Below are 26,962 nucleotides of genomic sequence, written 5' to 3'. Positions count from 1 at the left end.
GACATGTCACCCCTCGCCCTGCAGCCTCTCGCGCCGTCCGCGACCCCGCCCGAGCTGATCCGCAACTTCTGCATCATCGCCCACATCGACCACGGCAAGTCGACGCTGGCCGATCGGATGCTGGGGATCACCGGCATCGTCGCCGACCGCGACATGCGCGCGCAGTACCTCGACCGCATGGACATCGAGCGCGAGCGGGGCATCACGATCAAGAGCCAGGCGGTGCGCATGCCGTGGGCCCTCAGCCGGGGTGATGGCACGACCGAGACCTACGCGCTCAACATGATCGACACGCCCGGACACGTCGACTTCACCTACGAGGTGAGCCGGTCGCTCGCCGCCTGCGAGGGCGCTGTCCTGCTGGTGGATGCGGCGCAGGGGATCGAGGCGCAGACGCTCGCGAACCTCTACCTCGCGCTCGAGAACGACCTGCACATCATCCCGGTGCTCAACAAGATCGACCTGCCCGCCGCCGACCCCGACAAGTTCGCTGCCGAGCTCGCCGGCCTCATCGGCGGCGACCCCGATGACGTGCTGCGGGTCAGCGGGAAGACGGGGCAGGGTGTCGAGGAATTGCTCGACCGCATCGTCGCCGACATCCCGGCGCCCCAGGGCAAGCCCGAGGGCCCCGCCCGCGCGATGATCTTCGATTCGGTGTACGACGCCTACCGCGGCGTCGTCACCTACGTGCGCATGGTCGACGGCAAGCTCGGGCCGCGCGAACGCATCCAGATGATGTCGTCCAAGGCCACGCACGAGCTGCTGGAGATCGGCGTATCGAGCCCCGAACCCGTCCCCACCCAGGGACTGGGCGTGGGGGAGGTGGGCTACCTCATCACGGGTGTGAAGGACGTGCGCCAGTCCAAGGTCGGTGACACGATCACCACGCACCGCAAGCCCGCCACCGATGCACTCCCCGGCTACACCGACCCGAAGCCGATGGTGTTCTCGGGCATCTACCCGATCGACGGCAGCGACTACGCCGAGCTCCGCGAGGCGCTGGACAAGCTCAAGCTCTCCGACGCATCCCTGCAGTACGAGCCCGAGACCTCCGTCGCCCTCGGGTTCGGGTTCCGTGCCGGATTCCTCGGCCTGCTGCACCTGGAGATCATCACGGAGCGCCTCTCGCGCGAGTTCGGCCTGGACCTCATCACGACCGCCCCATCGGTGACGTACGAGGTGACGACGGATACCGGCGAGACCGTGACGGTGACCAACCCGAGCGAGTACCCGGATGGCCGCGTGGCCTCGGTGTCCGAGCCGGTCGTGAAGGTCGGCATCCTGCTGCCCAAGGACTACGTCGGGACCGTCATGGAGCTCTGCCAGGGACGACGCGGAACGCTGCTGGGCATGGATTACCTCAGCGAGGACCGCGTCGAGCTGCGGTACACCATGCCGCTCGGGGAGATCGTGTTCGACTTCTTCGATCATCTGAAGAGTCGCACCCAGGGCTACGCGAGCCTCGACTACGAACCCGCCGGATCTCAGGAGGCCGACCTGGTCAAGGTCGACATCCTGCTCCAGGGCGAGAAGGTGGATGCGTTCAGCTCGATCGTGCACCGGGAGAAGGCCTACGCGTACGGCACGCTGATGACCGAGCGGCTGCGCAAGCTCATTCCGCGCCAGCAGTTCGAGGTGCCCATCCAGGCCGCCATCGGCGCGCGCATCATCGCCCGTGAGAACATCCGCGCGATCCGCAAGGACGTGCTCGCCAAGTGCTACGGCGGTGACATCACGCGCAAGCGCAAGCTCCTCGAGAAGCAGAAAGAGGGCAAGAAGCGCATGAAGATGGTCGGCCGGGTCGAGGTCCCCCAGGAGGCGTTCATCGCGGCGCTCTCCGGCGACGTCGACGGCAAGTAGCCGTTCCCCCTCCTCCGCACCCGAATCCCCGAGAATCCACCCGCGCGGCGAGAATCCCGCAGCCGGCCGGATTCTCGCCGGGCCACCGGATTCGTGCGGAGGCGATGGCGGCGGCGCGGCGGCTCGGGCGCAACGCACGGAAAGCCGAAGTACCCTGGACTCATGCGCCGTGGGACCTTTCGAGACGAGACGGTCGACTACGCCGCCGTGGGGGGCACGCAGGCGTCCGATCTGATGCAGTACCCGCCGGAGCGGTCGATTCCGGCCGAGGAGAGCTGGCGGATCGGGAGTGGCCAGGAGCGCTTCGCCGGGGCCAGCGAGGCGCTGCTGTCGTGGTCGGCGCAGCGTGAGGGCGGCCTCACGCTCACCGACGTGCGCCCCGCTCAGGGACCGATGTACACCGGCGTGGGGTATGACGCCGAGGGGAACCCGGTCGCTCCGAGCCGGCTCGAGACCGACCAGCACTTCGACGCCGACGGCACCCCGTTCGTCGCCCCCGGGACCACCGTGCGCCTGCGCGGTCGCGTGAACCGGATGAGCGCGGAAGGCGAGCTGCGCGTCATCTCCGTGATCGAGGAGCCACGACGGGTGGGGTTCACCCTCGGAACCGTCGGCGAATCCGTGGTCAGCGGGGAGGAGTTCTTCCTCCTGGAGTGGCGCGACAACGACGAGGTCTGGTTCACCGTCCGCGCCTTCGACGCCCCCGCCGCGCTCGTGTACCGCCTCTACCCGCGTCTCGTCCGCCACCGCCGGCGTGAGCTCTTCCAGCGATACCTGCGCGCCATCTCCCCGCTGTACGCGACGTCCCGCTGATGGGCGCTGCCCTTCCCCTCGGCGATCCCGCTCCCCTCGACGGGGCACTGCCCGCGGACATCCGTACCGATCCGGCCGTCGACTTCGGCGTGTATCTGCACGTGCCGTTCTGTCGTGTGCGCTGCGGCTACTGCGACTTCAACACCTACACCGCGTCCGAACTGCGCGGGGCGCGGCAGGACCAGTACGCCGACACGCTCGTGCGGGAGATCGACCAGTCCGTGGGCGTCCTCGCCGCGACGGGCCCGCTGCGGCCGGCCTCGACGATCTTCTTCGGCGGCGGCACACCGACGCTCCTGCCGCCCGGTGACCTGGCGCGGATGCTGGGGGGAGTGCGCCGGGCCTTCGGGGTGGCCGACGGAGCCGAAGTGACCGTCGAGGCCAATCCCGACACCGTGACGGATGCGGTCGCGAACGAGCTGGCATCGGCCGGGGTGACCCGGATGTCGATCGGCATGCAATCGACCCGCCCGCACGTCCTCGCGGCCCTCGATCGCACGCACAACCCGGCCAATGTCCGCACCGCGGTCGCCGCGGCCCGAGCCGCCGGGCTCGACGTCAGCGTCGATCTCATCTACGGCACCCCGGGCGAGTCGCTCGAGGACTGGCGGCTCTCGCTCGAGGAGGCGATCTCCCTCGAACCCGATCATCTCTCCGCGTACGCACTCATCGTCGAGGACGGCACGCGGCTCGCGCGGCAGATCCGGCGCGGCGAACTCGCCCAGCCCGACGACGATCTGCAAGCCGACATGTACGAGCTGGCCGACGATCTGCTCGGTGCCGCCGGACTCGAGTGGTACGAGGTCTCCAACTGGGCGCGCACCCCGCAGCACCGCTCCCGGCACAACCTCGCCTACTGGCGCGGCACCGACTGGTGGGGTTATGGCCCCGGTGCGCACAGCCATGTCGGCGGGATGCGGTGGTGGAATGTGCGCCACCCCGCCGCCTACGCGGCGCGGCTCTCGCAGGGGGCATCGCCCGCGGCCGGGCGCGAGCGTCCCGATGCCGAAGCGCAGCGGCTCGAGGCCGTGCTGCTGCGCTCGCGCATCCGCGAGGGGATCCCCGTCGCGGAGTTGCTCGCAGAGGGCCGGCACGCCGTCGCCGGGCTCGTGGCGGACGGCCTCGTCGAGGGCACCGACGCCGTGCGCGGGCGCGTCGTGCTGACCAGGCGGGGCCGGCTCCTCGCCGACGCCGTCGTCCACACGCTCACCCAGTGAGCCTCAGGCTGAGATCCGGCCTCATCCGCTAGAATTGGCACTCAACGACAACGAGTGCCAACGGTCGCGGGGGAGGGGTGCCATGGTCACGGAACGCGGGCTCCAGGTGCTGCGAGCCATCGTGCAGGACTACGTCGATACGCATGAGCCGGTAGGCAGCAAGGCGATCGTCGATCGCCACGCCTTCGGGGTGTCTGCGGCCACCATCCGCAACGACATGGCGCTGCTGGAAGACGAAGACCTCATCGCCGCGCCGCACACATCGTCCGGACGCGTGCCCACCGACAAGGGGTACCGCGTCTTCGTCGACCACCTGGCGGACCTGCGGCCCCTCTCCCAGGCCCAGCGCGCGGCGATCGCGTCGTTCCTCGGCGACTCCGGAGATCTCGACGATCTGCTCGGGCGCACGGTGCGCGCCCTCACCCGGCTGACCGGGCAGGTGGCGATGGTGCAGTATCCGTCGTTTGCCACCGCGAATGTGACGCACGTCGAACTGGTGGGTCTCGGCGGTGGGCGGATGCTCGTGGTCGTCGTCACCGACACCGGACGTGTCACCCAGCGCATCGCCTTCTCCCGGGAAGAGCCGAGCGACGCCGATCTCGTGCAGCTGCGCGCTCGGATCGGAGCCCTGCTGGTCGGCCGATCGGTACGCGACGGCGCCGAACGACTGGGCGGGCTCCTCAGCGAAGCGCCGCCGACCGGTGGCGGCCTGGACGCGATGGCGTACCCGATCCTGCGTGTCCTCGCCGAAGAGCTCGAGGAATTCCGTCAGGACCGTCTGGTCATGGCCGGGGCGGCGACGCTGGCGCGCCGCGAATCCGACTTCCGTGGCAGCATCTACCCGCTCCTGGAGGCGATCGAGGAGCAGGTGACGCTGCTGCGCCTCATGAGTGAGATGGTCGCCGACGATCAAGGCCTGTCGGCGAGCATCGGGCGCGAGAACGAGCCGTTCGGGCTGCCCGAGGCATCCGTGCTCATCGGCCACTACGACGCGCCGGCCAGCGGCGCCCGCGTGGGCCTGCTCGGCCCCACGCGGATGGACTACCCCTCAAACCTCGCGGCGGTTCGCGCCGTCGCGCACTATCTGACCCGGATGCTCGAAGAGGACGAGAACGGCCGCTGAGGCGCATCCGGTCTTCGAACGGTCCCGCTGTACGCGGGCAGGAAGGCGATTGTGGCTGACCATTACGAGGTCCTCGGCGTCGCGCGCGACGCGTCTGCGGACGACATCAAGCGCGCCTACCGGCGGCTTGCGCGCGAACTCCACCCCGACGTCAACCCCGGCGAGGGTGCGGCCGAACGATTCAAACTCGTCACACACGCGTACGACGTGCTGAGCGATCCGGACCAGCGTCGCCGCTACGACATGGGCGGCGACTCGAACCCGTTCGGGGGTGCCGGGGGCGCGGCGGGGTTCGGCGGGTTCAGCGACATCTTCGAGACGTTCTTCGGCGGCGCCGGCGGCGGAGGCCGGGGCGGGCGTCCCCGGTCTCGCCGTGAGCGCGGTCAGGACGCCCTGGTGCGCGTCACGCTCGAGCTCGGCGATGTCGTGTTCGGAGTGCACCGCGACCTCGACGTCGACACGGCCGTGCTGTGCGAGACCTGCCAGGGGTCGTGCTGTCAGCCCGGTACGTCGGAGGTGACGTGCGACATCTGCCACGGAACCGGAAACGTGCAGCGCACCGTGCGGAGCCTCCTCGGCAACGTCGTCACCTCTCAGCCCTGTGCCACATGCCAGGGCTACGGGACGACCATCCCTTACCCGTGCGCCACCTGCCAGGGGCAGGGACGCGTGCGCGCACGCCGAACCGTGTCCGTCGACATCCCCGCGGGCGTCGAGACCGGCTTGCGCCTGCAGATGCCCGGGTCGGGCGAGGTCGGCCCCGCGGGAGGCCCGAACGGAGATCTCTACCTGGAGATCAACGTCGCCCCGCACGAGGTGTTCAGCCGAGAGGGCGACGACCTTCTGGCGACCCTGGAGGTGTCGATGCCCGACGCGATCCTGGGCACGGAAACCACGATCGAGGCGCTGGACGGCGAGGTCGAACTCGAGGTGCGCCCCGGTGTGCAGTCCGGCGACGTGCTCACGATCAAGGGCCGTGGCGTCACCCCGCTGCGGGGAACGCAGCGCGGCGACCTGCGCGTGGGCGTGCACGTGGTCACACCCACCCGTCTGGACGCGAAGGAACGGGCCCTGATCGAGGAGTTCGCGCGCCGCACCAAGTCGCCGTCTCCGCATCTGGCCGAATTCCACCAGGGACTGTTCTCGAAGCTGCGCGACCGCTTCCGGAACGGCTGAGCCGTGGCGCTGCACTTCCTGGCCGAGGATGCCTCCGACGCGCAGCCCGGCGACGACGTGGTGCTCAGCGGCACCGAAGCGCATCACGCCGCGAACGTGCGGCGTCTGCGGGCGGGCGAGACGGTGACCGTCGGCGACGGGCGCGGCACGTGGCTCGAGGGCGCGGCCGCGGCGGTGTCGGCGCGGGAGGTCGTCGTGCGCGTGGCGACCCGGACCGAAGTCGCGGCGCCTTCACCGACCCTCACCCTCGTCCAGGCCCTCGCCAAGGGCGACCGGGACGAGCTGGCGGTGCAGGCGGCGACCGAGCTCGGCGTCGACCGCATCATCCCGTGGCAGGCCGAGCGCAGCATCTCGCGGTGGGACGGCAAGGTCGACAAGGCTCTCACCCGGTGGCGGACGATCGTGCGCGAGGCCGCCAAACAGGCCCATCGCGCGTGGCTTCCCGAGGTGGCTGACCCTGTCGACACGGCCGCACTGACCCGGATGACCGGGTCGATGCGGATGCTGGTGCTCGAACCCTCCGCATCCCGTGCGCTGACCGGCCTCGACCTGCGTGCCGGACAGCGTGATATCGCCGTGGTCGTCGGCCCGGAAGGCGGCGTCTCCCCGGCGGAGCTCAGTGCCCTCTCGACCGCCGGAGCGGAGCCGGTGCGGCTGGGGGCGACGATCCTGCGCACGTCGACGGCAGGCGCGGCCGCCCTGTCGGTGGCGAACGTCGCCCTGGGACGCTGGTGATCGCCCGCCTGGGCGTGGTGCCCCGTCGATAGACTGGATGAATGACCGAACCGTCGATCTTCACGCGCATCCTCCAGGGCGAACTCTCCACGGAGATCATCGCGGAGACGGAGAACGCGTTCGCGATCCGCGACATCGCCCCGCAGGCACCCGTGCACCTGCTCGTGATCCCCAAGACCGCCCAGTACCGCAACGTCGTGGAGCTGGCCGCCGGCGACCCCCAGCTGCTGGCCGAACTCGTGGGTCTTGCCAGCTCCGTGGCAGCGGAGAACGGCGGGGGTGACTTCCGGCTCGTGTTCAACACCGGTCCGGGCGCCGGGCAGACCGTCTTCCACGTCCACGCCCACGTGCTCGCGGGCGATCTCGATGAAAAGAGCCTCGGTGGCCGATGATTCCGGCATGATCGTCGACCGCGTGTACGCGGATGGCGTGGCGATGGTACAACTCCTGGGCCCCCAGGATCGGCTCCTCCGCGTCGTGGAGAAGGAACACCCCGACGTGGATGTGCTCGTCCGCGGCAACGAGATCACCCTGACCGGCCTCGCCGACGCCGTCGCCCGTGCGCGCGCTCTCGTGGATGAGCTGCTTGCCATGGCCAAGGCCGGGCAAGGTCTCGACCCCTCCGACGTGTCCAGCTCCAGCCGCATCCTGCGCTCCGCGGAGGACGCCGGCGGCGGCACGCGGCCGTCGGAGGTGCTGGGGGAGGCGATCCTGTCGTCGCGCGGCAAGGTGATCCGGCCGAAGACGATGGGCCAGAAGGCGTACGTCGACGCCATCGAAGAGAACACGATCGTCTTCGGCATCGGCCCCGCCGGAACCGGGAAGACCTACCTCGCCATGGCCAAGGCCGTGCAGGCCCTCCAGCGCAAGGAGGTCAGCCGCATCATCCTGACCCGTCCCGCCGTCGAGGCAGGGGAGCGACTGGGGTTCCTTCCGGGAACCCTGACGGACAAGATCGACCCGTACCTGCGCCCGCTGTATGACGCGCTCAACGAGATGATGGACCCCGAGATCGTCCCCAAGCTCATGGCGAGCGGGACGATCGAAGTGGCGCCCCTGGCCTACATGCGCGGTCGCACGCTGAACGATTCGTTCGTCGTGCTGGATGAGGCGCAGAACACCACCCCCGAGCAGATGAAGATGTTCCTCACCCGTTTGGGGTTCGGCACTCGCATGGTGGTCACCGGCGACATCACCCAGGTCGATCTCCCGCAGGGGTCGTCGGGCCTGCGTCTGGTCACCCGCATCCTGTCGCACGTCGACGACATCTTCTTCTCCTATCTCACCAGCGACGACGTGGTCCGCCACACCCTGGTGGGCCGCATCGTCGATGCCTACAGCGAGTACGACGAGAAGCGCCTCGTGACGCGTCGGGAGCGCGAGGAGGCGACGGAGTTCGCCAACCGCGCCGAGCGGCGCACGGGTCGCGCGCCGGCTCCGCGCGACCACCTGCCCAGGCGAGGACGCTCATGACGATCGAGATCAACAACGAATCGGGGATGACCGTCGACGAGCAGGTGCTGCTGCGTCTGATGGAGTACAACCTCGAGGAACTGCATGTGAGCCCCGACGCCGACGTGGCGATCGTGCTCGTGGACGAGGGAGCGATGGAGGCCCTCCACGTGCAGTGGATGGATGAGCCCGGTCCCACCGACGTCTTGAGCTTCCCGATGGACGAGCTTCGCCCCGGCACCGAGGATTCGCCGACCCCGGCCGGGCTCCTCGGCGACATCGTGCTGTGCCCGCAGGTGGCCGAGGGTCAGGCCGTGACGGCGAAGCACTCCACCCAGGACGAACTCATCCTGCTGACCACCCACGGCCTCCTGCATCTCCTCGGATTCGACCACGCCGAGCCGGAGGACGAGCGGGAGATGTTCTCGCTGCAGAAGGATCTGATCATCGGCTTCCAGTCGGCCGAGCGTCGCCGCCGCACATGACCGAAGCGCTTCTTCTTCTCGCCGCCCTCCTGCTGGTCGCCTTCGGCGGGCTCATGGTGGCCGTCGAAGCCGCCCTGGGCGTGACGTCCCGCTCCGACCTGGCCGATCTGGCCGATCTGGCCGCCGGAGGGCGCAGCGCGCTGTCTCTTCGACGCATCGCCGCCGATCCCGATGCCCACGCCAACGCGGTCTCCTTCATCCGGGTACTGGCGGAGACGACGGCTGCGGTGCTGGTGACCGCCGCCTTCGTCGTGCTGATCGACAACATCTGGTGGGCGGCCCTCGCGGCCGCGGTCATCATGACCGGGGTCTCGTTCGTCGCGGTGGGGGCGAGCCCCCGCGCGGTAGGTCGCCAGCACGCCCGCGCGCTGCTGCGCGCCACCGCCCCTGTCATCCGCGCCCTGCGGATCCTGCTGGGCCCCCTCGCGTACGCACTGGTCGCGTTGGGCAGCCGGGTGACGCCCGGCGTCGCACCCGGGTCGTCGTTCGCGTCGGAGGAGCAGCTGCTCAGCATCATCGACGAGGCGGCGGAGAACGAGCTGATCGAGGAGGACGACCGCGAGCTCATCCACTCGGTGTTCGACTTCACCGACCGGTACGTGCGCGAGGTGATGGTGCCGCGCACCGACATGGTCTCGGTGGACGCGGCCGCCACGACCCGGCAGGCGCTGTCGCTCTTCCTGGAGAAGGGCATCTCGCGCATCCCCCTGATCGACGACGAGGCCGACGATATCGTCGGGATGCTGTACCTGAAAGACCTCGTGCAGTTCGGCTTCCGCGATGAGCAGGGATGGCGCGACGCTCCGATCCGCCGCATCGCGCGACCGGCCGTGTTCGTGCCCGAATCCATGCGCGCCGAGACCCTTCTGCAGCAGATGAGACGCGACGCCGTCCACGTGTGCCTCGTCATCGACGAGTACGGCGGGGTGTCGGGGCTCGTCACGTTGGAAGACCTCATCGAAGAGCTCGTCGGCGATATCTCCGACGAATACGACGCGCGATCGTCCGAGATCGCCGAACTCGAGCCGGGGCGCTTCCGCGTCAGCGCACGCCTCGGGCTCGATGAGGTCGGCGACCTGTTCGGCCTCGAGCTCGACGACGAAGAGGTGGATTCCATCGGCGGACTCCTGGGTAAGGCGCTCGGCCGCATCCCGCAGCCCGGCGCCACCGCCGAGTACGACGGACTCGTGATGACGGGCGGCGCCTCGCGCGGACGCGGACGGGGGATCGCGACGGTCTTCGTCGAGCGCGCCGAGGAGCCGGAGATCGCCGATGAGGTGCCCGGACGACCGCGCACCGGAGAGATCCGCGTGCCACGGAAGGAAGAGCGCGATGAGTGAACCCCGATCCGGATTCGTCACGTTCGTGGGGCGGCCGAACGTGGGGAAATCCACGTTGACCAACGCCCTGGTCGGGGAGAAGGTCGCGATCACCAGCGACAAGCCGCAGACGACCCGCCGCGCCATCCGCGGCATCGTCAACCGGCCCGGCGGGCAGCTCGTGATCGTGGACACCCCGGGAATCCACCGCCCGCGCACGCTTCTCGGTCAGCGACTGAATGACCTCGTGGAACAGGTGCTGGGCGATGTGGACGTCATCGCGTTCTGCGTCCCCGCCACCGAGAAGGTCGGCCCCGGCGACCGCCGGATCGCGGAATCGCTCAGCAACTATCCGCGCGCGAGGAAAGTCGCCATCGTCACCAAGACCGACGCCGCCTCGCGGGAGCAGATCACCGAGCGTCTGCTGGAGGTCGACGCGTTGCGGGAGGACTGGCACGCGGTCATCCCGCTGTCGGCCCTCACCAACGATCAACTCGACGTGCTGGCCGACGAGCTGCTCCCGCTGATGCCGGAGGGTCCCGCGCTCTACGAGGAAGGCGTCGTCACCGACGAGTCGCTGGAGGACCGCATCGCCGAGATCATCCGCGAGGCCGCTCTCGAGGGAGTGCGCGACGAGCTTCCGCACTCGATCGCGGTCACGATCGAGGACATCTCCCAGCGCGACACCGGCTCGATGACCGACGTCTTCGCCAACGTCGTCGTCGAGCGCGACAGCCAGAAGTCGATCATCATCGGGCACAAGGGCTCACGGCTACGCGACGTGGGCGCTCGGGCGCGGGCGCAGATCGAGCCTCTCGTGGGCACGAGGGTCTTCCTTCAGCTCCACGTGCGCGTGGCCAAGGAGTGGCAACGGGATCCGAAGCAGCTCGGCCGCCTGGGCTTCTAGCGCTCCAGCACCCGGGCGTAAGCCGAGACTCTGCTGTGCATGCTTCCTACCCGACTGTCCGTATGCGTACGATTTGGGACACACCGTCATCCGCCCTCCGACTCCGACGGCAGGCCGCTCGTCCGCCATGCCGACACGACGACTGTAAGGAACGACTATGGCAGCACAATCCCCCACCCCTATCCCCCTCGCCCCCCTCGCGGAAGCGATCGACGGCCGGCTCCTTGTGCCGGGCGACGCCGACTTCGAACAGGCCGCAGCCATCTGGAGCGCACATCCGGCGGTCAGACCGGCCGCGATCGCGATCGTCGCGAGCGCGACCGATGTGCAGCGCGTCCTCCAACTCACACCGGACGACGTCCCCCTCAGCGTTCGCGGACGGGGCCACGACTGGGCCGGACGGGCCATCGCCGACGGCGGGCTCGTCATCGATCTGTCGGCGCTGCGCGAGGTAACCGTAGACCCGCAGGCGCGGACAGCCCGGGTGCAGGGCGGTGCCACGCTGGGGGACGTCGTGGATGCCGCGGCTGCCCACGGCCTCGCTGTCGCTGTCGGACCCGTCAGCGAGGTGGGCTTCGCGGGTCTCGCGTTGGGCGGCGGCTACGGTCCGTATCTCGGGATCGCGGGCCTCGCAGCGGACAACATCCTCGCCGCCCAGGTCGTACTGGCCGACGGGCGTGTGGTGACAGCATCCGAGACCGCGGATGCCGACCTGCTCTGGGCGCTCCGTGGCGGCGGTGGGAACTTCGGCGTCGTCACCGAGCTGGAGGTGAGCCTGTTCGAGCTTCCTTCCGTGCTCGCCGGAATCGTCATGTTCCCCGCGGACCAACTGGAGCCGGTGCTCACCGGGCTGAACTCCCTGCTGCCCGAGATGCCCGACGAACTGGGGGTGCGGCCGACGATCGGGAGCGGCCCGGACGGCAGCTCTGCCTTGCTGCTGTCGCTGCTCTGGGCCGGCGACGCCGACCGCGGGCAGGACTGGGTCGAGAGGATCTCGGCTCTGGGAACCCCGGCGCTCGTCCAGGTCGACTCGACCACCCCGGCCCAAGCGGCGCACGCGCTGGACGGACTCTTCCCCGCGGGGCTGCATTACACCCTCCGAACCGTCTCTCTGCCGGGCTTCACACCGGAGATCTCCGCCGTGCTGGCCGACGCCGAGCGTCGCCGCACGTCGCCGTACAGCGCCGTCAACATCCATCACTTCCATGGAGCGGCGACCCGCATGCCGGCGGAGTCATCGGCGTGGGGGCTGCGTGAACCGCATTTCATGGCCGAGCTCATCGCCACCACGGGGGAGCGGGAGGGGCACGACGAGCAGGTCGCCTGGGTCGATGAGCTTCTCGAGCGACTTTCTCCGTACGCTCTCGATGCGGGCTACCCCAACCTTCTGGGCGACGAGGAGTCGGACCGGGCAGCGGCGAACTTCGGCGGCAACCTCGATCGGTTGCGGAGCGTGAAAGAGCGCGTGGATCCCGGCGGGCGTTTCATCGGCATCCCCACCGGTCTCCCACGCTGAGGCCCGACGCCCTGCGCCCGCGAGCAGCTCGATACCCGCCATCGAGGCGGCAGCCGAGCCGCTCGCGGGCGCACTCGCTCGCGCACCCCTGCTAGCATTCCGGTATGCGCTTCGGTGGGCTCCTTCTTCTTAGCCGCCGCGACGAGGCCTCGTTCTAAGGGCCTTCCTCGTCGCGGAGCTTCTCGTCGGCCCGACTCCTCGACAACCGGAAGCGACCCTCTCATGAAGAACACCCAGAAGCCGTCGGGGATGCCGACGCACAAGTACCGTCCGTTCCACGAGCAGATCCGCGTCGAACTGCCCGATCGCACGTGGCCGGATGCCCGGATCACGACTGCGCCCCGCTGGTGTGCGGTGGACCTGCGTGACGGAAACCAGGCGCTCATCGACCCGATGACCCCCGAGCGCAAACGCGTCATGTTCGAGCTGCTCGTTCGGCTGGGGTACAAGGAGATCGAGGTCGGCTTCCCCAGTGCGAGCCAACTCGACTTCGACTTCGTCCGGCAGCTGATCGAGGAAGACCTGATCCCCGACGACGTCACCATCCAGGTGTTGACGCAGGCGCGTGAGCACCTGATCGCCCGCACGTACGAGTCGCTCGCCGGCGCCCAGCGCGCCATCGTGCACCTGTACAACTCAACGAGCGTCGTCCAGCGCGAGGTCGTGTTCCGCACCGACAAGCAGGGCATCATCGACATCGCGCTCGAGGGGGCGCGCCTGTGCCGGCAGTACGAGAAGACCGTCCCCGAGGCCGAGATCTTCTACGAGTACTCGCCGGAGAGTTACACCGGCACCGAGCTCGAGTTCGCCGTCGACATCTGCAACCAGGTGCTCGAGGTCTTCGAGCCCACCCCGGAGCGCAAGGTCATCATCAACCTGCCGGCGACGGTGGAGATGGCCACGCCCAACGTGTACGCCGACTCCATCGAGTGGATGTCGCGGAACCTGAACCACCGCGAGAACGTCATCCTGTCGCTGCATCCGCACAACGACCGCGGCACGGCCGTGGCCGCGGCCGAGCTGGGCTACATGGCCGGCGCCGACCGGATCGAGGGCTGCCTGTTCGGCAACGGGGAGCGCACCGGCAACGTCGATCTCGTCGCGCTCGGCGTGAACCTGCTGACGCAGGGCGTGGATCCGCAGATCGACTTCAGCGACATCGACCAGATCAAGCGCACCGTCGAGTACTGCAACCAGCTGCCCGTGCCCGAGCGCAGCCCGTGGGCAGGCGATCTGGTCTTCACCGCGTTCAGCGGGTCGCACCAGGACGCCATCAAGAAGGGTTTCGAGGCGATGGAGGCCCGCGCGCAGGCGGCCGGCGTCAGCATCGACGAGATCGAGTGGGCGGTGCCGTACCTGCCGGTCGACCCGAAGGACCTCGGCAGGTCGTACGAAGCCGTCATCCGCGTCAACTCGCAGTCGGGCAAGGGTGGCGTGGCGTACCTGCTGAAGAGCGATCACGCGCTGGATCTGCCGCGGCGACTGCAGATCGAGTTCTCCGGCGTCATCCAGGCCAAGACCGACGCGGACGGCGGTGAGGTCACGAGCGCGCAGATCTGGGACGTCTTCACGGACGAGTACCTCCCCACCTCCGTCGCGGACAACCGGTGGGGCCGGTTCGAGCTGGTCGGAACGCGAACCTCGAGCGATCTGAGCGGTGACGTCGAACTCAACATCCGCCTGCGCGACGGCGACGAGGTCGAGGAGGCCACCGGCCACGGCAACGGACCGATCGCGGCCTTCCTGGGCATCCTGCGCGAGCGAGGCTTGGACATCTCGCTCTACGACTATGTCGAGCACACCCTCAGCGCGGGCGGCGACGCTCAGGCGGCGGCGTACGTCGAACTCCAGGTCGACGACCAGCGCCTGTGGGGGGTCGGCATCGACGGCGACATCTCGACGGCGTCGCTCAAGGCCGTCGTCTCCGCCGTGAACCGCGCCATCCGCGCGCGCAGCGACTCGCCGACGCTCGCCGCCGTCTGACTCGTCGCGCCGCACCTCCGCGCGGGGCGACGGCGCGAGACAGGGGATTTCCGGCGAGACGCCCCGCGCCGCGGTCCGTCTGGGCCGGAATGTCGTTTCTCGGCGCGGCGGGGGCGGCGGGCGTGCGTGCGGGCGGGGTTACTCGGGGGAGTCGCCGGGGCGGACGACGGGGATCGCGGAGGTCTCCACGGCGACCTTGCGCCGATGCAGCATCCGCTGTTCGGGGAGCGAGACGTCGAAGATCACGGCGAGGATCCGGATAACGGTGGTCACCACGACCCCCACGATCGCGGCGACGGGAAGAGGAGCGCCCACCTCAACGGCTATGACCAGGATGGCGCAGCCCGCCCCCGCCGCGACGGCGTAGAGGGAACCGACGTGCATGATCGCCACGGGCAGGCCCATCAGCATGTCGCGGAGCACCCCGCCGCCCACCGCGGAGCAGACGCCGACGAACACGGCCGGCACTGGGGGAAGGCCGAGTGCCAAAGCCTTGCTGGTGCCGAAGGCACCGAACAGACCGATGACGAGAGCGTCCAAGGCCACGATGACCTTGTTCAGCCGTGCGAAGATCCCCGCCAGCAGCATCCCGACCAGGGCAGCGCCCGCTGCCGTGAGGAGGTACCAGTTGCTCTGGAGCGTCGTGGGAACCGTCCCCAACAGGAGGTCGCGGATGAGGCCGCCCCCCATCCCCATCACGATGCCGATGATCGCGACCCCCAGCAGATCCAGCCGGGTGCGCCCCCGGAAGCCTGAGGCGAAGAGGGCGCCCTGAACGCCGCCGAGCCCCACGGCGGTGAGGTCGGCCCACAACGGGATGACGAGCATCTGGGAGTCCACGGTCCCATTCTGGCCGCGCGCGCCGACGACGGGGGAGCAACCCACGGCGGATAATGGGGGAGTGCCCACCTATCGCGACGAGGTCGTGGTCCTGCGTACCCACAAGCTGGGGGAAGCGGACCGCATCGTCACGATGCTCGGGCGGCGGCACGGAAAGATCCGGGCGGTCGCCAAGGGCGTTCGCCGCACCTCGTCCCGATTCGGCTCGCGGCTGGAACCGTTCATGGTCGCCGATGTGCTGCTGTACGAGGGCCGCTCGCTCGACATCGTGCAGCAGGCCGAGTCGCTCGGCGCGTACGGCGCCGACATCGTCACTCAGTACGACCGCTACACCACGGCGAACGCCATGGTGGAGACGGCGGACCGCCTGAACGAAGCCGAGGCCACGCCGCAGCAGTACCTGCTGCTGGTGGGCGGGCTGCGTGCCCTCGCGCGCGGCGAGCACGCGTCGCGCAGCGTGCTTGATTCCTACATGCTGCGCGCCATGGCGCTGTCGGGGTGGGCGCCCGGCCTGGATGAGTGCGCCCGGTGCGGCACGGCCGGCGAGCACGAGTCTTTCGTGGCGCAACTCGGCGGCATGGTGTGCGCGAACTGCGCGCCCGTGGGCTCCGCGCGCATCGCGCCTCCCACCGCCTCCCTCCTGCGGGCGCTGCTGCGCGGCGACTGGACGCAGGTCGATGACGCCGCCCCGGCCGCCACCTCGGCCGCATCCGGGCTCGTCGCGGCCTACGCGCAGTGGCACCTGGAACGCGGCATCCGCTCGCTCGCCCACGTGGAAACGGGACGATGACTCCCAAGCCCTACACGCATCGCGACGCGGTGCCGTTCCGGCCCCTCGACTGGACGGGGGAGTATCCGCCCGCGTTCGGCAAGGGTGCGGTTCCGGAGCACGTCGCCATCGTCATGGACGGCAACGGCCGGTGGGCCAATCGGCGCGGGCTCTCCCGTGTGGAAGGACACCGTGCCGGCGAGGCGTCCCTGCTCGACGTCGTCGCCGGGGCGATCCAGGCGGGGGTCAAGCACCTCTCGGTGTATGCCTTCTCCACGGAGAACTGGTCGCGGTCACCCGACGAGGTGCGGTTCCTGATGGGGTTCAACCGCGACGTGCTCCACCGCCGCCGCGATCAGCTCAATGAGTGGGGCGTACGGGTGCGCTGGGCCGGGCGCAAGCCGCGCCTGTGGGGCTCGGTCATCAAGGAGCTCCAGTTCGCCGAGCAGCTCACGGCGGGCAACGACGTGCTCACCCTGACCATGTGCGTGAACTACGGGGGCCGCATCGAGCTGGTCGATGCCATGCGCCGGATGGGCGAGGAGATCGCGGCGGGGCGGCTGAAGCCGTCGGCTATCAGCGAGAAGCTCGTGCGCCGTCACCTGTACCAGCCCGACATGCCCGACGTCGATCTCTTCGTCCGCTCCAGCGGTGAGCAGCGCGCGTCGAACTTCCTGCTGTGGGAGTCGGCCTATGCGGAGTACGTCTTCCTCGACACCCTGTGGCCCGATTTCCGGCGGACCCACCTCTGGGAGGCGATCGGTCTCTACCTCGACCGCGATCGCCGGTTCGGCGGCGCCGTGGATGCTCCGGGCACCTGACATCGCGCCCCCGCCCGCGCGCGATGCGTCTCGCATGCGCCGGGCGGAATGTGATCGGCCGGGGCGTGGTTGCACCCCGTGTGAGTGAACCCATCAAGATCGACGTGTGGAGCGACATCGCCTGCCCGTGGTGCTACATCGGCAAGCGCAATCTGGAGACGGGTCTGGCGGCGACCTCGGGCGACGATGATGCGCCGCAGGTGGAGGTGGAGTTCCACTCCTTCGAACTGTCCCCGGACACACCGCTCGATTTCGAGGGCAGCGAGGTCGATTACCTGGCCGAGCACAAGGGCATGTCCCGCGTGCAGGCCCAGCAGATGATGGAGCGGGTGACCGGCGTCGCCGCCGAGGCGGGCCTCGGGTACCGGTTCGACCTGCTCCACCACACGAACACGGTGAAGGCGCACGAGTTGCTGCACTTCGCGAAGGCACAGGGCCGCCAGCTCGAACTGGCCGAACGCCTCATGTCGGCCTACTTCATCGAAGGGCGCCACCTCGGACGCGACGACGAGCTCGTCTCGCTCGCCGCCGACGTCGGGCTGGATGCGGGCGACGCTCGCGCGGCGCTGGCCGCGCACCACTACCTCCCCGACGTCCGGGCAGACCAGGACCAGGCCGCCGCCTACGGGATCACCGGCGTGCCGTTCTTCGTCATCGACGGCCAGTACGGCGTGAGCGGGGCGCAGCCGGCCGCGGCATTCACGGACATCGTGCGGAAGCTGTGGGCGGAGCGCACAGCCCTCGCGGCGGAGCCGGCGGGCGAGCCCGCACCGGTCGCCGCGGGCCGGGGATGACTCAGCGGGGGAGCGCGCCCTCGATGACGGAGACGATGGTGGGATCATCCGGGGTGACGTTGGGTCGGAACCGGTGGACATCACCCGAAGGCGTCACGACGAACTTCTCGAAGTTCCACAGGATCGGTCCGCGCTTTCCCTCCTGATCCTTGGCGCTCTTGAGCGCCTTGTACAGGGGAGCCGCGCGCGATCCGTTCACTCGGATCTTGTCGAGGATCGGAAAGGTGACGCCCCAGGTCGTCGAGCAGTACTCCAGGATCTCTTCCATGGAGCCCGGCTCCTGACCCATGAACTGGTTGCAGGGGAAGCCCAGCACCGTCAGACCCCGGTCGCCGTAGGTCCGCTGCAGCTCCTCGAGCTTCTCGTACTGCGGCGCGAGGCCACACCGGGACGCGACGTTGACGAGCAGCACGACTCCGTCGCCGTAATCGTCGAGGGTGGCCGTGCCCCCGTCGGCGGTGGTGAACGGGATGCCTCGCACGTCTGTGGACGTCGTCGTCATCTCCTCAGGTTATGCCCTCCTCGGGGCATGGCACCCCGTTCGTCTGGGAGAATATGGACGTGACTACCGCCCTCGCCCCGACGCGCCCGCTGCGCATCGGCCCCCTCGAGCTCGACGCTCCGGTCGTGCTGGCGCCGATGGCCGGAATCACCAACACCGCATTCCGGCGCCTGTGCCGCGAGTACGGCGCCGGACTCTACGTCAGCGAGATGATCACCACCCGCGCGCTGGTGGAGCGCAACGCCACGACGCTCCGGCTGATCCGCCACCACGAATCCGAGACGCCGCGCTCGATCCAGCTGTACGGCGTCGACCCCGCGACGGTGGAGGCGGCCGTCCGCATCCTCGTGGAGGAAGACCGGGCCGACCACATCGACCTGAACTTCGGATGTCCGGTGCCCAAGGTCACCCGCAAGGGAGGGGGCGCGGCGCTCCCGTGGAAGACCGACCTGTTCCGCGACATCGTCACCCGTGCGGTGCGCGCCGGTGGCGACATCCCGGTCACGGTGAAGATGCGCAAGGGCATCGACGACGACCACCTGACGTTCTTGGAAGCCGGACGCATCGCGGAGGACGCGGGGGTCGCCGCGGTCGCCCTGCACGCGCGGACGGCGTCGCAGTTCTACTCCGGCACTGCCGATTGGGCGGCGATCACCGCGCTCAAGGAGGCGGTCACGAGCATCCCCGTTCTCGGAAACGGTGACATCTGGTCGGCGGAGGACGCCGTCCGCATGATGACCGAGACCGGATGCGACGGAGTGGTCGTGGGGCGCGGATGCCTCGGCCGGCCGTGGCTCTTCGGCGACCTCGCCCGGGCGCTGGCCGGCCCGTCGGCCACCGCGGGGACGGCTGCCGGCGCGCCGGTGGACGCGACCCTCGGTTTCGTCGCCCAGGCCTTCCGCCGGCACGCCGAACTCCTCGTGGAGTTCTTCGAGGACGAATCCCGTGGCTGCCGCGACATCCGCAAGCACGTCGCGTGGTACCTGAAGGGCTATCCCGTCGGCGGGGAGCTGCGCGCGCGCCTGGCCACGGTGTCCACCCTCGCCGAGATCGACGAGTTGCTCGCGCAGCTCGACGCGGATGCCCCCTACCCGGGGGCCGCGGCGGAGGGTCAGCGGGGACGCGCGGGAAGCCCCAAGCGGGCGGCTCTTCCCGACGGCTGGCTGCAGTCGCGAGAACTCGGCGACGCGGCCTCCCGTGACCTCGCCGAGGCGGAGCTCGATTCCAGTGGCGGGTGAAGTCGGGGTCGTCGGCGGCTCCGCTCGACCAGCCGGCTACGACGACGCCGACGCCGCGCGCGTCTCGTACGAGGAGCATCGCTCGCAGCGCGACGACTTCGCCCGCGATCGGGCGCGCGTGCTGCACTCGGCGGCCCTGCGGCGCCTCGCCGCGAAGACGCAGGTGCTGAGCCCCGCGAGCCCCGCCGATTTCGCGCGCAATCGCCTCACCCACTCTCTCGAAGTGGCTCAGGTCGGGCGCGAGCTCGCCACTGCGTTGCAACTCTCGCCCGACGTGGTCGACACCGCGTGCCTGAGCCACGACCTCGGTCACCCGCCGTTCGGCCACAACGGCGAGCGGGCGCTGAACGAGTGGGCCGAAGACATCGGCGGCTTCGAGGGCAACGCGCAGACCCTGCGCATCCTCACCCGGCTGGAGCCGAAGGCGGTCGACGCCGACGGGCGCAGCCACGGTCTCAATCTCACGCGTGCGAGTCTCGACGCGGCCTGCAAATACCCGTGGACGGCCGACCACCCCGTGCCCGATCCGGGGGGACGGTTAAAGTTCGGGGTGTATCCGGAGGACGAGGAGGTCTTCCGCTGGATGCGCGAGGGCGCTCCGGGGCGCGTGCGATGCGTGGAGGCGGAGGTCATGGATCTCTCCGACGACATCGCGTACTCGGTGCACGACTTCGAAGACGCGATCGTCAACCGTTACCTGGACCCGGCCCGCCTCGCCGACAACGGCGAGCACCGGGCGCTCCTCACGGCGATCCAGACGTGGGTCGGGTACGACTTCGCGCGCGACGAGCTGGAGGATGCGCTGTACCGGCTCATGCGCCTGCCGGAGTGGATCGGGAGCTTCGACGGCACCCGCCCCGCGTTGGCACGCCTGAAGAACCTCACGAGCGATCTCATCGGACGTTTCGCGCGCGCGGCGACCACCGCCACGCGCGAGGCCTACCCGTACGACACGCTCACGCGCTACCGTGCGCACGTGGTGGTGCCGCGCGTGATCGAGGCCGAGATGGCCGTGCTCAAGGGCATCATCGGCGCCACCGTCGTCTCGATCGAGGGGCGCCGATCCCTGTACAAGGAGCAGCGGCGCGTGCTGAAGCGTCTGGCGACAGCCCTGTGGGACCAGCCGGATGCGCTGGACGCGTTGCACGCGGCGGATTTCGCCGCGGCCGACGACGAGAGCGCGCGCAAGCGTGTCGTCGTCGACCAGGTCGCCAGTCTGACCGACCAACTCGCCCTCGCGTGGCACAGCCGCCTCGTGGGCGAGGTGGACGCGGCGTCCATCGGCATCTGGGCGCCCGGATTCTCCGCGGCACCGGAGGTGGGGCCCTGATGGCCGGCCGCATCCGTCAGAGCGACATCGACGAGGTCAAAGCCCGCACGAACATCGGCGACGTCGTGGGAGAGCGGGTCGCGCTCAAGCAGGCCGGCGTCGGCTCCCTGAAGGGCCTCTGCCCGTTCCACGACGAGCGCAGCCCGAGTTTCCATGTTCGCCCGCAGGTGGGCTACTACCACTGCTTCGGATGCGGCGAATCCGGGGACGTCTACTCGTTCCTGCGCGCGATGGACCATGTCTCCTTCACCGAGGCGGTCGAGCGGCTGGCCGCGCGAGTGGGCTACACACTGCACTACGAGGACGGCGGTGCCGCGCCGGAGACGAGCGGCCGTTCGCGGCTCTACGCCGCCAACGCCGCCGCCGCCGAGTTCTACCGTGCCCGCCTGTCCGATCCCGACGCCGAGGCGGGCCGCCGGTTCCTGGGCGAACGGGGCTTCGACTCCGGAGCCGCCGCGCACTTCGGGGTCGGCTACGCGCCCAAGGGGTGGTCGGCGCTCACCGACCACCTGCTGGCCCAGAAGTTCACCCGGGAGGAGATCACACAGGCAGGACTGGTCTCCCAGGGGCAGCGCGGGGTCTACGACCGCTTCCGCGGGCGGCTCGTGTGGCCGATCAGGGACGTCACCGGCCAGGTCATCGGATTCGGCGCGCGCAAGCTCTACGACGACGACAACGGACCGAAGTACCTCAACACGCCCGAGACGCCCATCTACCGCAAGGCGCAGGTGCTGTACGGGCTGGACGTGGCCAAACGAGAGATCTCGCGGGAGCGCCGCGTCGTCGTGGTCGAGGGGTACACCGACGTCATGGCGTGCCATCTCGCGGGGGTCACCACCGCCGTGGCCACGTGCGGTACGGCCTTCGGCACCGATCACATCACGGTTCTGCGACGCGTCATGGGCGACGACTCCTCCTCGGGAGAGGTCGTGTTCACCTTCGACCCGGATGCAGCCGGTCAGAAGGCGGCGCTCCGCGCGTTCGGCGACGAGAAGCGCTTCGCCGCGCAGACCTACGTCGCCGTCGCGCCCGGAGGCCTGGACCCGTGCGACCTGCGCCTGGAACGCGGCGACGGGGCGGTGCGCGGGCTCCTGGATGCCAAGGTGCCCATGTACGAGTTCGTGATCGACTCCCGCCTGGCCGGCTTCGACCTGGCCACGGTCGAGGGACGGGCGGGGGCGCTGCGGGCCTCCGCTCCCATCGTCGCCGAGATCCGCGACCCGTCGCTGCGGCCCGGTTACACCCGTGTCCTGGCGCGCCGCCTGGGGCTGGACCTGCCCGAGGTGTCTTCGGCTGTCGAGCGTGCGGCCCGTGGTGCGGCCCGGGCCGCAGCATCCGAGCAGGCGACCACCGAGCGCGGCGCGGCGGCCACGGACGCACCGCCCGTCGAGGTGCGCGTGTCGATCGCGACCCTCTCGCGCGATCGCGACACCGCGCTGGAACGCGATTCGCTCATGGCCTTCCTGCAGTATGGGCATCGGGTGGACCCCGACATGCTCGCGCGAGCCCTCGCGGTGACGTTCCGCTCGCCCGCCCTGGAGGCGGTCCGGGCTGCCATCGCCGGTGCCATGGGCGCCGCACGCCCCGGGTGGGCCGCAGATGTCGTCGGGTCGGTGCGAGAACCCTTCCGCACGCTGGCCGCCGAGCTCCTCACGGCCGACTTCCCCGCCCGAGACGAGGAGCACGCCGTCGCATCGGCCAACGACCTCGCGCGGAGGCTGATCGCCCGATCGCTCGAGCGGCAGAAGACCGAGCTTCTCGGGGCGATCCAGCGGGTGTCCGCCGACTCCGAGGAGGGCCGCGGACTGCGCATCCGGCTGCGCGAGATCGACCGCGAGCGGCAGCGCCTCGTGGAGGCGCAGTAGCGCGGCGGGCGCCCGGCACGGCAGGATGAGGGGATGCGTCGCCTGACCGAAGCGGACACCGCCGTCCGCGCCGACGACCTCTCCGTCGCTCGGGCTGGCGTCCGCATCGTGGAGGGCGTCTCGATCGTCCTGCCCCGACGCGGGGTTCTCGCGGTGATGGGTCCGACCGGTGCGGGCAAATCCACGCTCGCATCGTTCCTCGCCGGACGCACCGATGACGGGATCACCGCCGTCGGCGGGTCTGCCCGGGTCGAGGGGATCGACGCCCGCAGGCCCGGCCGCGCGCGCCGGCAGCTGACGTACGTGGTGGGTCATATGCCGCAGCGCGCGGGTGCGGATCTGCCCTCGCGGCTGACGGTGTCCGAGGTGATCGGCGAGCCGATCACCAGTCGCGATCGTCACGTCAACGCGCGTGCGCTGGCGGTGCGGGTGGCCACGCTCCTGGATGAGATGCAACTGCCCCTCGGCGCGGCGGCGAAGTACCCGTACGAACTGTCGGCCGGGATGCGTCAACGCGTCGCGCTCGCTCGCGCCCTCGTCACGGACCCGCGCTTGCTGGTGGCCGACGACCCCTATGCGAACCTCGACCTCGAGGTGCGGATGGCCGCGCGCGACGCGATCCTTCGCCGCCGGGACGGGTACGGGATGTCGACTCTGATCGTGACGAACGACGCCGAGGCCACGCGGGAACTGGGGGCGGATGTGCTGGTGCTCCGCGGCGGACATCCCGTCGCGTACGGCCGCGGGGCCGACGCACTGCTGTGGACGCCCGACGCAGCCGATCCGCGGCGCGCGGTGCCGCGCTGAGTGCGGAACACCTTCGATGCTTTGCTAGGATGGTGGGGTTGCGCGCGCAGCGCGGAACATATTCCTCGGTAGCTCAATTGGCAGAGCAATCGGCTGTTAACCGATAGGTTCTTGGTTCGAGTCCAAGCCGGGGAGCGAGAGTACCGCGTCATCTAACGTGGCTCTCACTTAAGGCCCGGGCTTCCACCCCGGGCCTTTCCTCTTGCCCCGTCGCCTCCCTGCGCCGCGGCCGCGATCGATCGGGATAACCCCTCGTGTGTCCCTCTCAGTGCCGGGCTGGTTGCCCGGTACCCTGAGAACCGGCGGAAGGGGTGCGGCGCATGGGGGAACGCAAGGTGCGAACGAAGGGCATTCGGGTGCCGCGGCACGGGCACGCGTTCGTCGCCGTCACCGCGCGTGACGCGAACGGGTTCGTGCATCACTTCGACGAGATCGAGGCGCCGCTGGGCGCCCTCCACGAGGCCATCGCCATCTTGCAGTTGCAATCCACGGCCATGGAGGCTGCGCACCGCGACGCACACACCGCCTGACGCGAGGAGCGTTCAGGCGGCGCCGATGTCACGCTGCGCGCAGCGGGAGGATCTCCCCGGCTCGGGGCGACTCGTCGGCCGGATGCTCGACGAGCGCGATGACCCGGTTCGCCATGAACCGGGCAGACCGCACGGGCGTACCCCCACGGGTCACTTCCGACACCTCCACGAGGCCGCGACCGTGGGTCACGTCCAGCCGCCGCCCCGCCCGGCTCGCCTCAATCTCGTACGTGCGCGCCACGCCGCCTCCGGCATCCACGACGATTTCTACTCGATCACCTTTCATGCGATCTCCTCTCGCGCTGTAAAACACGCCAGGTCAGCCCGGTATTCCGTCGCTTAGCGAAGGAGGGAGCCCTCGTGCTGCAGAAGGTCGGCGACGCCGTCGTAGACCGCGACAGCACCGGCGGCGAGCAGTTCGTCCCGGCCGGTGCCGCCGGTGAGGACGCCGATGCACCGGACGCCCGCGCGGCCGGCGGCCTCCACATCCCATACGGCGTCGCCGATCATCACGGCGTTCTCCGCTGACGTTCCTGCCCGTTCCAGCGCTACCTGCAGGATGTCGGGCGCCGGCTTGGCTGTCTCGGCGTCTTCGGCCGAGGTGACCACGTCGAGGGTGTCACCCATGTCCAGCACCCGCAGCAGCGGCTTCAACTCTTCCTCGGGCGCCGAGGTGGCAAGCACCACGGTGTGGCCACGCTCGGCGAGTTCTCTCAGCACCTCCCGTGCGCCCTCGAACGGGCGCAGCCGGTCGGACATGCCGGCGTAGATGCGCGCGTGCGCCTCCTTCGCGCGGGGGCCGACGCTTTCGGCCTGGTCGCCCAGGAGCTCGTCGAGGAGTATGGACGAATCCATGCCGATGCCGCGGTGGATCCGCCAGGTATCCACGGGATGCCCCGCTTCCGTGAACGCGCGCGACCAGGCGTCTACGTGGAGGTAGTTGGAGTCGACGAGAGTCCCGTCGATGTCGAACAGGACGGTCTGGGGCATCGGCGTATCGGACATGCCGACAGCTAACCGCGCCGGTGCCGGCCGAGCGACGGGGTGGCGCACGCAGGCGGGATGTGACATGCACCTGGGTGGCGACCACCTCTGCCCTAGGCGTCGAGGTCGTCGACTCCGGGTAGCCACGACTGTCCGGGGCGCCCCCAGCCCCGTTTGCGGGCGATCTTCTGGGTGGTCTTCCAGTCGCTGTCGTCGAGGCGGTCGATGTACAGCACGCCGTCCAGGTGGTCGAACTCATGCTGCATGATGCGTGCCCGCCAGCCGGACACCTCGATGCGGACGGGCTGGCCGTCCAGGTCGGTGCCGGTCACGAGCACCTCCTCGGAGCGCCGCAGCGGGAACCGTTCGCCCGGGAACGACAGGCAACCCTCGGCCTCGTCTTCGGGATCGGGCGAACCCGGCTCCATCGGCCGCATCCACAACTCCGGATTGATCACCACGCCGCGCCAGGGCGCGCCGTCGTCGTCGCGATAGCTGTAGACGTAGAGACGCAGCGCGACGCCCACCTGCGGCGCGGCAAGCCCGACGCCGGGGGCAACATCCATGGTCTCGAACATGTCGGCGACCAGTTGGCGGACCTCGTCGGTGATCTCGTCGACGCGGACGGCGGGAGCGTGGAGGACGGGGTCGCCCATGATGCGAATCGGAAGAACGGCCACGCCTTGAGCCTACCGACGGGCTCGGCCGGTTAGTGTCGAACCATGATCGGCGTGGACGTATCGCTGGGCGGTGTCACCGACGAACTCGTCGGCATTTTCGGCAATCCCCGGATCCTGCTCGGGATCCCGCTGGCGCTGCTGGGTGCGGTTTTCATGTCGTTCGGCGCGCAGTACCAGTACCGTGGCGTGGCCAAGGTGGAGCGTCTGTCCGGCCAGGCCGGCACGTCCGGTCTCAACGGCTCGCAGCTGCTCGGACTTCTGCGGCGACCGTCATGGGTGGTCGGCACGGTTATGCTCGCGCTGGCGATCATCTGCCAGCTCGCTGCGCTCTCGCTGGCACCCTTGATCCTCGTCCAGCCGCTGGGCGCCGTGGCCCTCGTCGTGACCACTCTGCTGAATTCGCGGCTGTCGGGCCACAGGCCGACCCGGCAGTCGATCATCGCGATCGTCGCCTGCATCGGTGGCATCTTCACCTTCGTCGTGATCGCGGCATTCTTCGCCACGGAGCATGCGGTCACGGTCCGCGAGTTGTTGATCATCCTCGCCATCCTCGCCGTCGTTCTGGTCGCGTTCGCGGTGTTGTGGGTGTGGCTGCGCAAGCGCATGCAGGCGCTGTTCTACATCACGGCCGCGGGTGTGATCTACGGCTTCGTCGCGACCCTCGCAAAGGTTGTGATCAGCCGCATCCAGAGCGGCGACTTCGAGTGGTTGACTCTGCTGTGCGTCATCGCGATGCTGGCCGCCGTGGGAATCGGCGCGTACTTCGTGCAGACGGCGTACTCGGTCGGCCCGCCCGACCTCGTCATCGCCGGCCTCACCGTGATCGATCCGCTCGTCGCGGTCCTGATCGGTCTGCTGGTGCTCGGGGAGGCGTCGAGCGCGCCGCTGTGGGCCCTCATCGGATTCGCGATCGCCGGGGCGGTGGCGGTCTGGGGCGTCATTCAGCTGACCCGGCACCACCCCCAGATCGTGAGCGCCTCGCAGGAGCTTCCCATTCCCCGTGGTGGCGGCGGCAAAGACCGACAGGGCTGATCCCGCCCATCGGTGCGCAGCCGGGCGGGTGTCGCCGGGCCCGGGCCGGTAGGCTCTAGGGCCAGGGGGCGGTGGCCAAGCTGGTGAAGGCAGCGGGCTCATAACCCGACGATCGTGGGTTCAAGTCCCACCCGCCCTACAAAAGGTGCCCGGTTTCCGCGTCAGAACCGTCCCCGGCAGTTGC

27 protein-coding genes and 2 tRNA genes are annotated in these 26,962 nt (G+C 69.6%); 24 read left to right on the top strand and 5 right to left on the bottom strand.

Features of this window, described 5'->3' with window-relative positions:
* Positions 1–3 precede the first annotated feature (3 nt).
* The 13 genes from lepA to leuA all read left to right on the top strand — a co-directional run bounded on the left by lepA (position 4) and on the right by leuA (position 14,586).
* Complete coding sequence (gene lepA, locus AC2DFQ_RS03865) at positions 4–1,860, top strand: translation elongation factor 4 (RefSeq protein WP_484509155.1); 1,857 nt, start codon at positions 4–6, stop codon at positions 1,858–1,860.
* 162 nt (positions 1,861–2,022) lie between these two features.
* Positions 2,023–2,673, top strand: a complete 651-nt coding sequence (locus AC2DFQ_RS03860) for a DUF1990 domain-containing protein (RefSeq protein ID WP_484509156.1) — start codon at positions 2,023–2,025, stop codon at positions 2,671–2,673.
* Positions 2,673–3,890, top strand: a complete 1,218-nt coding sequence (hemW, locus tag AC2DFQ_RS03855) for a radical SAM family heme chaperone HemW (RefSeq protein WP_484532992.1) — start codon at positions 2,673–2,675, stop codon at positions 3,888–3,890. The genes AC2DFQ_RS03860 and hemW overlap by 1 nt, the downstream gene beginning before the upstream one ends.
* A gap of 82 nt (positions 3,891–3,972) precedes the next feature.
* On the top strand, positions 3,973–5,013 hold the full coding sequence (gene hrcA / locus AC2DFQ_RS03850; protein WP_484509158.1) for a heat-inducible transcriptional repressor HrcA: 1,041 nt from the start codon (positions 3,973–3,975) through the stop codon (positions 5,011–5,013).
* Positions 5,014–5,064: 51 nt separating this feature from the next.
* A complete protein-coding gene (dnaJ, locus tag AC2DFQ_RS03845; RefSeq protein WP_484532991.1) occupies positions 5,065–6,189 on the top strand; it encodes a molecular chaperone DnaJ in 1,125 nt (374 codons plus the stop codon).
* Between the two features lie 3 nt (positions 6,190–6,192).
* Positions 6,193–6,924 (top strand): 16S rRNA (uracil(1498)-N(3))-methyltransferase, encoded by a 732-nt coding sequence (locus tag AC2DFQ_RS03840; RefSeq protein ID WP_484532990.1) that lies wholly within the window; start codon positions 6,193–6,195, stop codon positions 6,922–6,924.
* Positions 6,925–6,965: 41 nt separating this feature from the next.
* Positions 6,966–7,316, top strand: coding sequence for an HIT domain-containing protein (locus tag AC2DFQ_RS03835; protein WP_484509161.1), 351 nt, complete (start codon positions 6,966–6,968; stop codon positions 7,314–7,316).
* Positions 7,291–8,397, top strand: a complete 1,107-nt coding sequence (locus AC2DFQ_RS03830) for a PhoH family protein (protein WP_484532989.1) — start codon at positions 7,291–7,293, stop codon at positions 8,395–8,397. Before AC2DFQ_RS03835 ends, AC2DFQ_RS03830 begins: the two co-directional genes overlap by 26 nt.
* Positions 8,394–8,861 (top strand): rRNA maturation RNase YbeY, encoded by a 468-nt coding sequence (gene ybeY / locus AC2DFQ_RS03825; protein WP_484532988.1) that lies wholly within the window; start codon positions 8,394–8,396, stop codon positions 8,859–8,861. Before AC2DFQ_RS03830 ends, ybeY begins: the two co-directional genes overlap by 4 nt.
* The gene (locus AC2DFQ_RS03820) at positions 8,858–10,201 is read left to right on the top strand and encodes a hemolysin family protein (protein WP_484532987.1); all 1,344 of its coding nucleotides are present in this window, start codon (positions 8,858–8,860) and stop codon (positions 10,199–10,201) included. The genes ybeY and AC2DFQ_RS03820 overlap by 4 nt, the downstream gene beginning before the upstream one ends.
* On the top strand, positions 10,194–11,087 hold the full coding sequence (era, locus tag AC2DFQ_RS03815; RefSeq protein ID WP_484532986.1) for a GTPase Era: 894 nt from the start codon (positions 10,194–10,196) through the stop codon (positions 11,085–11,087). Before AC2DFQ_RS03820 ends, era begins: the two co-directional genes overlap by 8 nt.
* 157 nt (positions 11,088–11,244) lie before the next feature.
* Positions 11,245–12,603: an FAD-binding oxidoreductase gene (locus tag AC2DFQ_RS03810; RefSeq protein WP_484509166.1), complete on the top strand. Its 1,359-nt coding sequence runs from the start codon at positions 11,245–11,247 to the stop codon at positions 12,601–12,603.
* 222 nt (positions 12,604–12,825) lie between these two features.
* A complete protein-coding gene (gene leuA / locus AC2DFQ_RS03805; RefSeq protein WP_484509167.1) occupies positions 12,826–14,586 on the top strand; it encodes a 2-isopropylmalate synthase in 1,761 nt (586 codons plus the stop codon).
* Positions 14,587–14,724: 138 nt separating this feature from the next.
* Here leuA and AC2DFQ_RS03800 read toward each other — a convergent pair whose 3' ends face one another.
* Positions 14,725–15,414: a trimeric intracellular cation channel family protein gene (locus AC2DFQ_RS03800; RefSeq protein WP_484533130.1), complete on the bottom strand. Its 690-nt coding sequence runs from the start codon at positions 15,412–15,414 to the stop codon at positions 14,725–14,727.
* A 73-nt stretch (positions 15,415–15,487) separates the two neighbouring features.
* Here AC2DFQ_RS03800 and recO point away from each other — a divergent pair, with 73 nt between their 5' ends.
* The 3 genes from recO to AC2DFQ_RS03785 all read left to right on the top strand — a co-directional run bounded on the left by recO (position 15,488) and on the right by AC2DFQ_RS03785 (position 17,810).
* Positions 15,488–16,216, top strand: a complete 729-nt coding sequence (gene recO, locus AC2DFQ_RS03795; RefSeq protein ID WP_484509168.1) for a DNA repair protein RecO — start codon at positions 15,488–15,490, stop codon at positions 16,214–16,216.
* Complete coding sequence (locus AC2DFQ_RS03790; RefSeq protein ID WP_484509169.1) at positions 16,213–17,016, top strand: isoprenyl transferase; 804 nt, start codon at positions 16,213–16,215, stop codon at positions 17,014–17,016. Before recO ends, AC2DFQ_RS03790 begins: the two co-directional genes overlap by 4 nt.
* 80 nt (positions 17,017–17,096) lie before the next feature.
* A complete protein-coding gene (locus tag AC2DFQ_RS03785; protein ID WP_484532985.1) occupies positions 17,097–17,810 on the top strand; it encodes a DsbA family oxidoreductase in 714 nt (237 codons plus the stop codon).
* A gap of 1 nt (position 17,811) precedes the next feature.
* Here the strand turns inward: AC2DFQ_RS03785 and AC2DFQ_RS03780 are convergent, their stop codons facing one another.
* Positions 17,812–18,312, bottom strand: coding sequence for a glutathione peroxidase (locus AC2DFQ_RS03780; RefSeq protein WP_484509171.1), 501 nt, complete (start codon positions 18,310–18,312; stop codon positions 17,812–17,814).
* A 53-nt stretch (positions 18,313–18,365) separates the two neighbouring features.
* Between AC2DFQ_RS03780 and dusB the strand changes: the two genes are divergently transcribed.
* The 6 genes from dusB (at position 18,366) to AC2DFQ_RS03750 (ending at position 24,082) form a co-directional block, all read left to right on the top strand.
* Positions 18,366–19,550 (top strand): tRNA dihydrouridine synthase DusB, encoded by a 1,185-nt coding sequence (gene dusB, locus AC2DFQ_RS03775; RefSeq protein ID WP_484509172.1) that lies wholly within the window; start codon positions 18,366–18,368, stop codon positions 19,548–19,550.
* Entirely contained in the window at positions 19,540–20,880 is a 1,341-nt protein-coding gene (locus AC2DFQ_RS03770; protein ID WP_484509173.1) for a deoxyguanosinetriphosphate triphosphohydrolase, read from the top strand. Before dusB ends, AC2DFQ_RS03770 begins: the two co-directional genes overlap by 11 nt.
* Positions 20,880–22,745 carry a DNA primase gene (gene dnaG, locus AC2DFQ_RS03765; protein WP_484532984.1) on the top strand — a complete coding sequence of 622 codons (1,866 nt, stop codon included), beginning with the start codon at positions 20,880–20,882 and terminating at the stop codon, positions 22,743–22,745. The genes AC2DFQ_RS03770 and dnaG overlap by 1 nt, the downstream gene beginning before the upstream one ends.
* A gap of 33 nt (positions 22,746–22,778) precedes the next feature.
* Positions 22,779–23,552 (top strand): ATP-binding cassette domain-containing protein, encoded by a 774-nt coding sequence (locus AC2DFQ_RS03760; RefSeq protein WP_484509175.1) that lies wholly within the window; start codon positions 22,779–22,781, stop codon positions 23,550–23,552.
* A 62-nt stretch (positions 23,553–23,614) separates the two neighbouring features.
* Positions 23,615–23,687 (top strand) — tRNA-Asn (locus tag AC2DFQ_RS03755).
* Between the two features lie 185 nt (positions 23,688–23,872).
* On the top strand, positions 23,873–24,082 hold the full coding sequence (locus tag AC2DFQ_RS03750) for a hypothetical protein (protein WP_484509176.1): 210 nt from the start codon (positions 23,873–23,875) through the stop codon (positions 24,080–24,082).
* Between the two features lie 28 nt (positions 24,083–24,110).
* Here the strand turns inward: AC2DFQ_RS03750 and AC2DFQ_RS03745 are convergent, their stop codons facing one another.
* From AC2DFQ_RS03745 to def, 3 genes are all read right to left on the bottom strand, one after another.
* Positions 24,111–24,368: a hypothetical protein gene (locus tag AC2DFQ_RS03745; RefSeq protein WP_484532983.1), complete on the bottom strand. Its 258-nt coding sequence runs from the start codon at positions 24,366–24,368 to the stop codon at positions 24,111–24,113.
* A gap of 53 nt (positions 24,369–24,421) precedes the next feature.
* Positions 24,422–25,072: an HAD family hydrolase gene (locus AC2DFQ_RS03740; RefSeq protein WP_484532982.1), complete on the bottom strand. Its 651-nt coding sequence runs from the start codon at positions 25,070–25,072 to the stop codon at positions 24,422–24,424.
* Between the two features lie 107 nt (positions 25,073–25,179).
* Complete coding sequence (def, locus tag AC2DFQ_RS03735) at positions 25,180–25,746, bottom strand: peptide deformylase (RefSeq protein ID WP_484532981.1); 567 nt, start codon at positions 25,744–25,746, stop codon at positions 25,180–25,182.
* A gap of 42 nt (positions 25,747–25,788) precedes the next feature.
* Between def and AC2DFQ_RS03730 the strand changes: the two genes are divergently transcribed.
* Both AC2DFQ_RS03730 and AC2DFQ_RS03725 read left to right on the top strand, forming a co-directional pair.
* Positions 25,789–26,778, top strand: a complete 990-nt coding sequence (locus AC2DFQ_RS03730; RefSeq protein WP_484532980.1) for a DMT family transporter — start codon at positions 25,789–25,791, stop codon at positions 26,776–26,778.
* Between the two features lie 65 nt (positions 26,779–26,843).
* Positions 26,844–26,917 (top strand) — tRNA-Ile (locus AC2DFQ_RS03725).
* Positions 26,918–26,962: the final 45 nt, after the last annotated feature.

It is taken from the genome of Microbacterium sp. Z11_20 (assembly GCF_057197605.1).
Note: the sequence above shows the minus strand (reverse complement) of the source record. Positions and strands in the feature narration are given on the sequence as shown.

Excerpts from the sequence above, each read along its gene's own strand:
- AC2DFQ_RS03750 (WP_484509176.1), top strand. The coding sequence starts at position 23,873 with ATGGGGGAACGCAAGGTGCGAACGAAGGGCATTCGGGTGCCGCGGCAC.
- AC2DFQ_RS03820 (WP_484532987.1), top strand. The coding sequence starts at position 8,858 with ATGACCGAAGCGCTTCTTCTTCTCGCCGCCCTCCTGCTGGTCGCCTTC.
- dnaG (WP_484532984.1), top strand. The coding sequence starts at position 20,880 with ATGGCCGGCCGCATCCGTCAGAGCGACATCGACGAGGTCAAAGCCCGC.
- AC2DFQ_RS03780 (WP_484509171.1), bottom strand. The coding sequence starts at position 18,312 with ATGACGACGACGTCCACAGACGTGCGAGGCATCCCGTTCACCACCGCC.
- hemW (WP_484532992.1), top strand. The coding sequence starts at position 2,673 with ATGGGCGCTGCCCTTCCCCTCGGCGATCCCGCTCCCCTCGACGGGGCA.
- AC2DFQ_RS03790 (WP_484509169.1), top strand. The coding sequence starts at position 16,213 with ATGACTCCCAAGCCCTACACGCATCGCGACGCGGTGCCGTTCCGGCCC.
- AC2DFQ_RS03835 (WP_484509161.1), top strand. The coding sequence starts at position 6,966 with ATGACCGAACCGTCGATCTTCACGCGCATCCTCCAGGGCGAACTCTCC.
- hrcA (WP_484509158.1), top strand. The coding sequence starts at position 3,973 with ATGGTCACGGAACGCGGGCTCCAGGTGCTGCGAGCCATCGTGCAGGAC.
- ybeY (WP_484532988.1), top strand. The coding sequence starts at position 8,394 with ATGACGATCGAGATCAACAACGAATCGGGGATGACCGTCGACGAGCAG.
- AC2DFQ_RS03830 (WP_484532989.1), top strand. The coding sequence starts at position 7,291 with ATGAAAAGAGCCTCGGTGGCCGATGATTCCGGCATGATCGTCGACCGC.
- lepA (WP_484509155.1), top strand. The coding sequence starts at position 4 with ATGTCACCCCTCGCCCTGCAGCCTCTCGCGCCGTCCGCGACCCCGCCC.
- AC2DFQ_RS03800 (WP_484533130.1), bottom strand. The coding sequence starts at position 15,414 with ATGCTCGTCATCCCGTTGTGGGCCGACCTCACCGCCGTGGGGCTCGGC.
- AC2DFQ_RS03745 (WP_484532983.1), bottom strand. The coding sequence starts at position 24,368 with ATGAAAGGTGATCGAGTAGAAATCGTCGTGGATGCCGGAGGCGGCGTG.
- leuA (WP_484509167.1), top strand. The coding sequence starts at position 12,826 with ATGAAGAACACCCAGAAGCCGTCGGGGATGCCGACGCACAAGTACCGT.
- AC2DFQ_RS03740 (WP_484532982.1), bottom strand. The coding sequence starts at position 25,072 with ATGCCCCAGACCGTCCTGTTCGACATCGACGGGACTCTCGTCGACTCC.
- era (WP_484532986.1), top strand. The coding sequence starts at position 10,194 with ATGAGTGAACCCCGATCCGGATTCGTCACGTTCGTGGGGCGGCCGAAC.
- AC2DFQ_RS03760 (WP_484509175.1), top strand. The coding sequence starts at position 22,779 with ATGCGTCGCCTGACCGAAGCGGACACCGCCGTCCGCGCCGACGACCTC.
- AC2DFQ_RS03810 (WP_484509166.1), top strand. The coding sequence starts at position 11,245 with ATGGCAGCACAATCCCCCACCCCTATCCCCCTCGCCCCCCTCGCGGAA.
- dusB (WP_484509172.1), top strand. The coding sequence starts at position 18,366 with ATGGACGTGACTACCGCCCTCGCCCCGACGCGCCCGCTGCGCATCGGC.
- AC2DFQ_RS03730 (WP_484532980.1), top strand. The coding sequence starts at position 25,789 with ATGATCGGCGTGGACGTATCGCTGGGCGGTGTCACCGACGAACTCGTC.
- AC2DFQ_RS03860 (WP_484509156.1), top strand. The coding sequence starts at position 2,023 with ATGCGCCGTGGGACCTTTCGAGACGAGACGGTCGACTACGCCGCCGTG.